General features: G+C 73.8%; 9 protein-coding genes and 1 pseudogene. 9 read left to right on the forward strand and 1 reads right to left on the reverse strand.

Annotated elements, in window-relative coordinates:
• From MHW47_RS27235 to MHW47_RS27255, 5 genes are all read left to right on the forward strand, one after another.
• Positions 1-993: HAMP domain-containing sensor histidine kinase (locus MHW47_RS27235; protein ID WP_239226417.1), on the forward strand; the 993-nt coding region annotated here is incomplete at its 5' end.
• A 70-nt stretch (positions 994-1,063) separates the two neighbouring features.
• Positions 1,064-2,443, forward strand: coding sequence for an FtsW/RodA/SpoVE family cell cycle protein (locus MHW47_RS27240; RefSeq protein WP_239226418.1), 1,380 nt, complete (start codon positions 1,064-1,066; stop codon positions 2,441-2,443).
• Positions 2,440-3,897, forward strand: coding sequence for a penicillin-binding transpeptidase domain-containing protein (locus tag MHW47_RS27245; RefSeq protein ID WP_239226419.1), 1,458 nt, complete (start codon positions 2,440-2,442; stop codon positions 3,895-3,897). The genes MHW47_RS27240 and MHW47_RS27245 overlap by 4 nt, the downstream gene beginning before the upstream one ends.
• Before the next feature lie 82 nt (positions 3,898-3,979).
• Positions 3,980-5,056 carry an amidase family protein gene (locus tag MHW47_RS27250; RefSeq protein ID WP_374230157.1) on the forward strand — a complete coding sequence of 359 codons (1,077 nt, stop codon included), beginning with the start codon at positions 3,980-3,982 and terminating at the stop codon, positions 5,054-5,056.
• Positions 5,057-5,177: 121 nt separating this feature from the next.
• Complete coding sequence (locus tag MHW47_RS27255; protein WP_239226420.1) at positions 5,178-5,474, forward strand: SCO0607 family lipoprotein; 297 nt, start codon at positions 5,178-5,180, stop codon at positions 5,472-5,474.
• Positions 5,475-5,489: 15 nt separating this feature from the next.
• Here MHW47_RS27255 and MHW47_RS27260 read toward each other — a convergent pair whose 3' ends face one another.
• Positions 5,490-6,599, reverse strand: a complete 1,110-nt coding sequence (locus MHW47_RS27260; protein ID WP_239226421.1) for a ferritin-like domain-containing protein — start codon at positions 6,597-6,599, stop codon at positions 5,490-5,492.
• A 177-nt stretch (positions 6,600-6,776) separates the two neighbouring features.
• On the opposite strand from MHW47_RS27260, the gene MHW47_RS27265 reads away from it, so the two are divergent.
• From MHW47_RS27265 to MHW47_RS27280, 4 genes and pseudogenes are all read left to right on the forward strand, one after another.
• Entirely contained in the window at positions 6,777-7,712 is a 936-nt protein-coding gene (locus tag MHW47_RS27265) for a diiron oxygenase (protein WP_239226422.1), read from the forward strand.
• Between the two features lie 26 nt (positions 7,713-7,738).
• Entirely contained in the window at positions 7,739-8,494 is a 756-nt protein-coding gene (locus tag MHW47_RS27270; protein WP_239226423.1) for a TetR/AcrR family transcriptional regulator, read from the forward strand.
• Between the two features lie 30 nt (positions 8,495-8,524).
• On the forward strand, positions 8,525-8,827 hold the full coding sequence (locus tag MHW47_RS27275) for a hypothetical protein (RefSeq protein ID WP_239226424.1): 303 nt from the start codon (positions 8,525-8,527) through the stop codon (positions 8,825-8,827).
• Positions 8,828-8,880: 53 nt separating this feature from the next.
• A pseudogene (locus tag MHW47_RS27280) lies at positions 8,881-9,352 on the forward strand (serine/threonine protein kinase); the annotation flags it as partial.

Here is a 9,352-nt window from a genome sequence, read left to right on the forward strand (position 1 = left end):
CGGGGCACGATGGTCGGCCGGCACCGGGGGCGGGCGGTGATGTGGGCGGGGGCCCCGGCGGACGGCGGACGGGCCCTGGCGGCCTGGTCCGACTACAGCCAGAGCGCCCGGACGATCAACGGCCTGGACGGGGCGATCATCGGCTCCTCGGTGCTGGCGATCGCCGCCACGCTGCTCGTCGGCGCGTTCGCCGTCACCCGGGTCACCCGGCGGCTCCACCAGACCGCGCGGGTGGCCCGGCGGATCGGGGCGGGCGACCTGGACGCCCGCGTGAACGACCCGCGCACCGCGGACCCGGCGCGCCGGCAGGACGAGGTCGCCGTCGTCGCCGGGGCGCTCGACACCATGGCGTCGGCGCTCCAGCGCAAGCTCCAGGCCGAGCAGCGGTTCACGGCCGACGTGGCGCACGAGCTGCGCACCCCGCTGACGGGCCTGTCGGCCGCCGCCGAACTGCTGCCGCCGGGCCGGCCGTCCGAGCTGGTGCGGGACCGGGCGCGCGCCCTGCGCGATCTGACGGAGGATCTGCTGGAGATCTCGCGTCTGGACGCCCGTACCGAGCACGTCGACCTGGACGTCCACGAGCTGGCCCCGCTGGCCGCCCGGGTGGCGCGGGGCACCGGTACGGAGGTCGAGGTGGCCGGGGAGCCGGTGCGCGTCGAGACGGACAAGCGGCGCCTGGAGCGCGTCCTGGGCAACCTCATCGCCAACGCGCACCAGCACGGCAGGCCGCCCGTGGTGCTGACGGTGGACGGGCCGGTGGTGACCGTGCGGGACCACGGCGACGGCTTCCCGGAGTACCTGACGACGGGCGGGCCGCAGCGCTTCCGCACCGAGGGCGGTGGCCGGGGGCACGGCCTGGGGCTGACCATCGCGGCCGGCCAGGCCGCGGTGATGGGCGCCGGGCTGACCTTCGCCAACGCGCCGGACGGCGGCGCGGTGGCGCGGCTGACGCTGCCTCACTACCGGGGCCCGGAAGGGCCGGAGACGCCGTAGGGCCCGCACACGGCAGCACGGCATCCCGACATGACCGACATAGCACCCGCCTCTTGCTACGTTGCGGGGCATGACCGCATCGACGGCGGACGCGCGCCCGCCCGCCCTGCGCCTGCCCCGGCGGCGCGGCGTGGAACTCTCGCTCCTGATCGGGGCCGTCCTGATCTCCGTCTACGGCTACGCGGCGGTCGGGCTGGCCCACGACGACGCGGTCCCGCCCGACGTCGCCGGGTACGGCGGCGGTCTCGGGCTGCTCGCGCTGCTGGCCCACCTCGCGGTGCGGCTGCGCGCCCCGTACGCCGATCCGCTGCTGCTGCCGATCGCGGTGCTGCTCAACGGGCTGGGCCTGGTGCTGATCTACCGGCTGGACCTGGAGACGCCGGGCGACCGGGCGGCGACGACGCAGCTGATCTGGTCCACGATCGGCGTCGCCCTCTTCATCGCCGTGGTGGTGTTCCTGCGCGACCACCGGGTGCTCCAGCGCTACGCGTACCTGTCGGTCGCCGCGGCGCTCGTGCTGATGATCGTGCCCATCTTCTTCCCGGCGGTGAACGGGGCGAAGATCTGGATCAGGGTCGCCGGATTCTCCTTCCAGCCCGGCGAGTTCGCGAAGATCCTGCTCGCGGTGTTCTTCGCCGCCTACCTCGCGGCCAACAGCAACGCCCTCGCGTACACCGGGCGCCGGATCTGGCGGCTCCAGCTGCCCACCGGGCGGGTGCTCGGCCCCATCGTGGCGATCTGGCTGCTCAGCGTCGGCGTGCTGGTGCTGGAACGCGACCTGGGCACCTCGCTGCTGTTCTTCGGGCTGTTCGTGATCCTGCTGTACGTGGCGACCGGCCGGCGGGGCTGGATCGCGGTGGGGCTGCTGCTGGCGGCGGTCGGCGCGTTCGTGGTGGGCTCGTTCGAGCCGCATGTGCACAGCCGGGTGCAGGACTGGCTCGATCCATTCGCCTCGATCGACGCCGGCCGGGGGCCGGGCCAGCTCGCCCAGTCGCTGTTCGCCTTCGCGGCCGGCGGGATGCTCGGCACGGGGCTCGGCCTCGGGCACTCGGTGCTCATCGGGTTCGCCGCCAAGTCCGACTTCATCCTGGCGACGGCCGGCGAGGAGCTGGGGTACGCCGGTCTGACGGCGGTGTTCCTGCTGTACGCGCTGCTGGTGGCGCGGGGCTTCCGGGCCGGGCTCGCGCTGCGCGACGCGTTCGGGCGGCTGCTGGCGGTCGGGCTGGCCTCGATCCTGGCGCTCCAGGTGTTCGTGATCGCGGGCGGGGTGACGGGGCTGATCCCGCTGACCGGGATGGCGATGCCGTTCCTGGCGCAGGGCGGTTCGTCCGTGGTCACCAACTGGATCATCGTGGCGCTGCTGATCCGGGTGAGCGACCTGGCCCGCAGACCGGCGCCCGGGGAGGCGGAGGCGGGGATCGTGGCGCCGGCCCCGGAGGGCGGGCGGTGATCCGCTACATCCGGCACGCCGCCGCGTTCTGCCTGCTGCTGCTCGCCGCGCTGCTGGTGAACGCGGCCCGCGTGCAGGTCTTCGACGCCGACGAGCTGGACGCCAACCCGGCCAACCGGCGCACCACCATCGCCCGCTACGACCAGCCGCGCGGCGACATCCTGGTGGACGGCCGGCCCGTCACCGGCTCGAAGGACACCGGCGAGCAGCTGGCGTACGAACGCACCTACCGTGACGGGCCGCTGTACGCGCCGGTGACCGGGTACGCCTCGCAGACGTACGGCACCACGCTCATCGAGAACGCCGAGGACCCGGTCCTCTCCGGCACCGATCCGCTGCTCGCCCCGCTGCCCCTGTGGGGCGAGGTCAGCCGGGACCGGCAGCCGGGCGGGGACGTGGCGACGACGGTCCGGGACGCGGTGCAGCGGGCGGCGTACGAGGGGCTCGGCAACCGGCGGGGCGCGGTCGCGGCCGTCGAACCGGCGACGGGGCGGGTGCTGGCCCTGGTCTCGACCCCCTCGTACGACCCCGGGCGGCTGTCCGGGACCGGCTCGTCCGTCGCGGACGCCTGGCGGGAGCTGAACGCGGCGGAGAGCCGGCCCATGCTGAACCGGGCGCTGCGGCAGACCTATCCGCCCGGCTCCACGTTCAAGATCGTGACGGCGGCGGCGGCGCTGGACGCGGAGGTCGTCACCGATCCGGACGCGGCGACCGACACCCCGTCCCCGTACGTGCTGCCGGGGACCTCGACGGTGCTGCCCAACGAGTCCCGGGGCTGCGAGAAGGCGTCGCTGGCCGACGCGATCCGGGTGTCCTGCAACACCGTCATGGCGCACCTGGGCGTGCGGGTCGGGCTCGACGGGATGGTGGCGGCGGCCGAGCGGTTCGGCTTCAACGACGCCGGGCTGCGCATCCCGTCCGGGGTGGCGAGGAGCAACTTCGACACGGACATGAGCGACGACCAGCTGGCCCAGTCCTCGATCGGGCAGTTCGACACGACGGCGACCCCGCTCCAGATGGCGATGGTGGCGGCGGCCGTCGCCAACGGCGGGGAGCTGATGCGGCCGCATCTGGTGGAGCGGACGACCCGGCACGACGGTGCCACGGTCCGCACCACCGGGGCGCGTTCCTACCACCGGGCGATGAGCCCGCTGACGGCGATGCGGCTGCGGCAGATGATGGTGGACGTCGTACGGGACGGTACGGGCGGGAACGCGGCGATCGACGGGGCGACGGTCGGCGGCAAGACCGGCACCGCCCAGCACGGCGTGGACAACTCGGACCTGCCGTACGCGTGGTTCATCTCCTGGGCGCAGGCGGACGGCGCGGCCCGCCCGGGGGTCGCGGTGGCCGTGGTCGTGGAGGACGCCGAGGCCGACCGGGCCGACATCAGCGGCGGCGGCAGCGCGGCCCCGATCGCCCGTGCGGTGATGGAGGCGGCCCTGCGAGACTGAACCGGTGACGGCGCAGAGGGACACGTACGGGGGCGCGCACGGGGACGCCCGGGGGGACGCGCAGGGGCAGCGGCGCGGGGAGCTGCGCGCCGTGCTGGCGGCGATCGAGCGCGAGGACCGCACGCTGTGCGCCTTCCTCGACGTCTGGCCCGGCGAGGCGCTGGACCGGCTGCCGGCCGCGTCCGGACTCCCGCTGGCCGGGCTGCCGTTCGCGGTGAAGGGCCCCACGGGCATCCGCTCGTACGCGGCCCGCCGGCTGATCGCGGCCGGTGGCGTCCCGGTCGGCTCGACCTCGGTGCCCGGTCCGGGGACGTACTGGCAGACCTGGGGGCTCGGGGCGCACGGCCGCACCGTCAACCCGTGGCGGCCCGACCGGACGCCGGGCGGTTCGTCGGCGGGCTCGGCGGCGGCGGTCGCGGCGGGCCTGGTGCCGCTGGCGACCGGCAGCGACGGGGCGGGCTCGGTGCGCGTCCCGGCCGCCTGGTGCGGGGTGTTCGGGCTGAAGACGACGAACGGGCTGCTGCCCTCGCCGGACCGGTCGGGGCTGGCGTCGGCCGGGGTGCTGGCGGCGTCGGCGGACGGGGCGGAGACCTATCTGCGCTGCGTCCTGGACGGGTACGCGCCGGTCGTGCCGGACCTGCCGCTCGCCGCCGCGTACAGCCCGGACCTGGGCTTCGCGGACACCGAGCCGGAGGTGGCGGCCGTGGTGCGGGGGGCGGTGCGGCGGCTGGAGGCGGCCGGGGTGGTCCGGCTCACCGGGGGCGGCTGCGATCTGCTGGACCCGCTGGACACCTGGACGGCGGTGCGGGGCGGGCGCGTGACACCGCGCGAGGCGGAGGTGCGGGCGGAGAACGACCGCCGCCTCGGCGCCTTCTTCGCCCGGACGCCGCTGCTGCTCACCCCCGTCACGCCCAACCGCCCGCACGGTCACGAGGGCCCGGGCGAGAGGATCTTCTCCACCGCCCTGACCTGGGCGTTCAACCTGGGCGGGCAGCCGGCGGCCAGCGTGCCCGCCGGGTTCACGGCGGACGGCTGCCCGGTCGGGCTCCAGCTGGTGGCCGACCGGGGCCGGGACGCGGAGCTGGTGGGCGCGGCACGCGCGGCGGAGCGGGTGCTGTCGGCGGGCGGGGACGCGCGGCCCCCGGGGGCGGGCGGCTGAGCGACACACCCCGTTCGCACAAGTACACCAATCTCGTACGTGAGTACGCGTACTCAGGGCGGTCCGGCGCCGAGGCGGCAGCCTGGGATGCGACGAGCCACCCCCTGAACCAGGAGTCACCATGCGTACAGCCCGCCGCCTGCGGACCGCCGCCGCCCTCGCCGTCACCGCCGGGGCGCTGGCCCTGCTCACCTCCGCCTGCTCGACGTCGGACGCCGTCTGCTCGGACGGGGAGTACCCGGTGCTGTACGTGGGCAGCACCGGGAGCGCCTGCGTCAAGGACGGCGAGGAGCCGCCGAAGGGGTACGCCCGCTACCCCGAGGGCAAGGTCCCGGAGCACGTGGACGACACGTGGTGGACGTACTGGAACACCCACACGCTGGACAAGGACGGCAAGATCGTGAAGGTCTCCGAGTAGGGCCGCGCGTCCGGGTCAGGCGCTCGCGCCGCCCTGGGCGATCGCCTCGGCCACCTCGGCGACCCTGGCCTCCTCCTCCGCGGCGAAGCGGTCCTTGTCGAGCTGCTCGGCTATCTCCTCGTCCTGGGCCATCAGCAGGTCGAGGTTGGAGTCGCCGAGTTCGAGGACGCCCATGTCGACGTACGCCTGCTGGAGCCGCTCGCCCCACAGGCCGATGTCCTTGACGCAGGGGACGATGCGGCTGAACAGCAGCTTGCGGAAGAGCTGGAGGAATTCGGAGTGCTCGGAGAGGTCCCTGGCCTCCTGCCGGCCGATGCCGAAGTTCTCCAGCACCTCCACCCCGCTGAGCCGGTCGCGCATCAGGTAGCAGCCCTCGATGACGAACTCCTCGCGCTCGCGCCGTTCCGCGTCGCTGAGCTGCTTGTAGTAGTCGCGCAGCGCCATCCGGCCGAAGGCGACGTGGCGGGCCTCGTCCTGCATGACGTAGGCGAGGATCTGCTTGGGCAGCGGCTTGGTGGTGGTGTCGCGGATCATGCCGAACGCGGCCAGCGCCAGGCCCTCGATGAGGACCTGCATGCCGAGGTAGGGCATGTCCCAGCGGGAGTCGCGCAGGGTGTCGCCGAGGAGGCCCTGGAGGCTGTCGTTGACCGGGTAGAGCATCCCGACCTTCTCGTGCAGGAACCGACCGTATATCTCCGCGTGCCGGGCCTCGTCCATGGCCTGGGTCGCGGAGTAGAACTTGGCGTCCAGGTCGGGGACGGACTCCACGATGCGGGCGGCGCATATCATCGCGCCCTGCTCACCGTGCAGGAACTGGCTGAACTGCCAGGCGGTGTAGTGCTTGCGCAGCTCGCCCCGGTCCTTCTCGGTCATCTTCGCCCAGTGCGGGGTGCCGTACAGGGTGAGCGCCTCGTCGGGGGTGCCGAGCGGGTCGGACGGATCGACCTCCAGGCTCCAGTCGATGCGCTTGTTGCCGTCCCACTGCTTGTCCTTGCCCTTCTGGTACAGGGCGAGGAGGCGTTCGCGGCCGTCGTCGTAGTCCCAGCTGAAGCGGGCGGCGCCGGTGGCCGGCACCGTCCACAGCGGTTCCTCGGGGGCGGTGGTGTAGAGGTCGTGGGTCGACACGGACGGCTCCTTCGCCTCGCGGATGTCGGGAAGTCGGCGGGCTTCCGGCCCAGTTGGCAGGTTCACACGCTGGTAGACGCCCGGTCAACAAGTCGTGCCGAGGGGATTGACGGTCTTGCTGACAGGCAGTCTCATAATGAGTGACCGCCGGTAACCCATGTGTGAGGTGCCCCAGCCATGACGACCGTCACCGAAAGCGACCTGCAGACGCTCCGCGACGCACTCGGCCCGCTGAGGGGCCGCGAGCAGATCGCCGAGCGGCTGCTGGAGGCCTCCGCCAAGCACTCCTTCGACCCGGACCGGGAACTCGACTGGGACAGCCTGCCCGAGGACGGCAAGTGGTTCTGGCCGCCCGAGCTGGTCTCCCTCTACGACACCCCGCTGTGGAAGCGGATGTCGCACGACCAGCGGCTCGAACTGGCCCGCCACGAGGCCGCCTCGCTCGCCTCGCTCGGCATCTGGTTCGAGATCATCCTCATGCAGCTCCTGGTGCGGCACATCTACGACAAGCCCGCGACCAGCAACCACGTCCGCTACGCGCTCACCGAGATAGCCGACGAGTGCCGGCACTCGATGATGTTCGGCCGCATGATCACCTGGGGCAACGGCCCCACGTACGCCGTGCCGCGCCGTTACCACAACATGGCCCGCGTCCTGAAGAGCGTCTCCACCACGCCCGGTTCGTTCGCCGGGACGCTGCTCGGCGAGGAGATCCTGGACTGGATGCAGCGGCTGACCTTCCCCGACGAGCGCGTCCAGCCGCTGGTGCGCGGCGTGACCCGCATCCACGTCATCGAGGAGGCCCGGCACGTCCGCTACGCCCGCGAGGAGCTGCGCCGCCAGATGGTGACCGCGCCCCGCTGGGAGCGCGAACTGGCCCGGGTGAGCTGCGGCCAGGCGGCCCGCGTCTTCTCCGTCTGCTTCGTCAACCCCCAGGTGTACGAGAACGTGGGACTGAACCGCCACGAGGCCGTCGCCCAGGTCAAGGCCAGCGGACACCGCACGGAGGTCATGCAGACGGGCGCCAAGCGGCTGACCGACTTCTTCGAGGACATCGGTGTCCTGAACGGGGTGGGGCGCAGGCTGTGGAAGAGCTCGGGCCTGCTGGCCTGAGGGTGAGTGCGCTTAGTCTGGGGGGTATGACCCCAGCCGCCGCTGCCGCGCCGCCCGGCCGTGCGTACCGCAGGCTCAGCGTCGAGGAGCGCCGCGCCCAGCTGCTCGGCGCGGCGCTCACCCTGTTCGCCCACCGGGCTCCCGACGAGGTCTCGCTGGACGAGGTCGCGGCGGTGGCCGGGGTGTCCAGGCCGCTGGTCTACCGCTACTTCCCCGGGGGCCGGCAGCAGTTGTACGAGGCGGCGCTGCGGTCGGCCGCCGAGCAGCTGAAGCTGTGTTTCGCCGAGCCCGCCGAGGGCCCGCCGACCGAGCGCGTCACCCGCGTCCTGGACCGCTACCTGGCGTTCGTCGACGAGCACGACGCCGGGTTCAGCGCCCTGCTGCGCGGCGGCAGCGTCGCCGAGACGTCCCGGACGGGCACCATCGTGGACGAGGTGCGCCGGGCGGCGGCCGAGCAGATCCTGCTGCATCTGGGCCACGACGGGCGCGACGAGCCCGCGCCCCGGATGAGCATGATGGTGCGCACCTGGATCGCGGCGGTCGAGGCGGCCTCGCTGATCTGGCTGGACGAGGGCAAGCGGCCGGACGCCTGCGAGCTGCGGGACTGGCTGGTCGACCAGTTCATCGGCCTGCTCGCGGTGACCTCCGCGTCGGACCCGCAGACCGCCGCCGCCGTGGCCGCGCTGCTCCCGCTGGAGACCGCGCAGGGCCCGGCCGGCCGGCTGGCGGACCGGCTGGCGCCGCTGGTCGGCGCGGCGGAGCACCTGCTGCCGGATGACTGACCCGGCGGGCCGATCGGTCAGACTGGGCCGGTGAGAAGCGAGAACACCGCCTTCGTCGGCGGCCCGCTGGACGGCCGGGTCCTGCCCGTCCTGACCGGCGCGACCGGCCACCCGCCCAAGTGGTACGAGGTCCCGGTCCCGGACGCCGCCGGCGGCCCGCCCACCGTGTACGCGTACCGCAGGACCCCGGCCGGCCACACCAAGCGGCTCGGCATCCAGCGGGGCTGGGTCTACACGTACGCCCCGGAGGGCCGCGACCGGCACCGGGTGCGGTGGCCGTGGTCGAAGCCGGTGCGCGACGGCGGGCGAGGCGGGGAGGAACCGCCCCACTAGGATCGGTCGTCCGGTCCAGGGAAGGCCGGGTCGGTCACGAGGGGGGATGCGCCATGGAGGCGCCACGTCAGGACGAGCCAGGCCGCTTCGGGCCCTACACCGTGCTGGCACGGTTGCGCGAGACGGCCACGTCGGTCCAGTTCCTGGCGCGCGGAGCGGTGGCCCAGGATCTCGTCGTCGTCGTCACCGCCGCCCGCCCCGAACTCGCCTCGCTGCCCGCGTTCCGGCACCGCTTCGACGCGGAGTCGCGCCTCGCCGACCGGCTGGCGGGCGGCTGGGTCGCCGAACTGCTGGGCACCGGCGACGACGAGGGGCCGTGGACGGCGTCCCCCTATGTGCCGGCGCTGACCCTGGACGAGGCGATAACGGCCTCGGGGCCGCTGTCCGAGCGTGCGGTGCGGGTACTCGGCGCCGGACTCGCCGAGACGCTGGCCCGGGTGCACGCCACCGGCGCCGCCCTCCAGGGCCTCTCACCGCGCACCGTGCTGCTCGCCGGGGACGGCCCCCGGCTCACCGCGTTCGGCC

Origin of the sequence: Streptomyces sp. OfavH-34-F (assembly GCF_022347745.1) — a bacterium.
GTDB lineage: Bacteria > Actinomycetota > Actinomycetes > Streptomycetales > Streptomycetaceae > Streptomyces.

What these genes read in the sequence shown, in the direction of transcription:
- MHW47_RS27240 (WP_239226418.1), top strand. Translation starts at nt 1,064, where the DNA reads ATGACCGCATCGACGGCGGACGCGCGCCCGCCCGCCCTGCGCCTGCCC.
- MHW47_RS27255 (WP_239226420.1), top strand. Translation starts at nt 5,178, where the DNA reads ATGCGTACAGCCCGCCGCCTGCGGACCGCCGCCGCCCTCGCCGTCACC.
- MHW47_RS27265 (WP_239226422.1), top strand. Translation starts at nt 6,777, where the DNA reads ATGACGACCGTCACCGAAAGCGACCTGCAGACGCTCCGCGACGCACTC.
- MHW47_RS27270 (WP_239226423.1), top strand. Translation starts at nt 7,739, where the DNA reads ATGACCCCAGCCGCCGCTGCCGCGCCGCCCGGCCGTGCGTACCGCAGG.